General features: G+C 67.8%; 1 pseudogene. It reads right to left on the reverse strand.

Annotated features, from left to right (window positions below):
• Positions 1-453 (reverse strand): annotated as a pseudogene (locus tag RM572_RS29225) (isocitrate lyase ICL2); the annotation flags it as partial.

Here is a 453-nt window from a genome sequence, read left to right on the forward strand (position 1 = left end):
GTCTCCATCCACAGGATGTCGGCGAACGGTGCGGCCGCCAGGGACTTCGCGATCGCATACGGGATACCTCCGCGCACCTGGTAATAGCCCTCGGGGGTCTTGACCCGCTCGCAGTCCCAGGCCACGTCGGCGCCCAGCTCGTGCGCCTTCTCCTGCGCTGTGTACAGCGATGCCCGGGCAGCGAAGGCGCGCCAGTCGGCGGCGCTCATAGCGGCGGGCTCGCCCTCGCGTTCCCGGAATTCCAGAAGCTCGGCAACCGCCTCGCCGTAGGTGTTCAGACCGGCGTCGGACTGCCACGCCTCGACGAATGCCGACTCGACTTTGTCGAACATCTTGTCCACCGAATCGCCGGCAACATGCGCCTTGACGGCGTCGGCGATGGTGTTCGTCAGGCCCTGGTGTTCCAGCCAGGCCTCGGCGGTCGCGTACTCGCCGGCAGGCAGCGCGTACAGC

It is taken from the genome of Streptomyces hazeniae, assembly GCF_031845485.1.
Taxonomy (GTDB): domain Bacteria; phylum Actinomycetota; class Actinomycetes; order Streptomycetales; family Streptomycetaceae; genus Streptomyces; species Streptomyces hazeniae.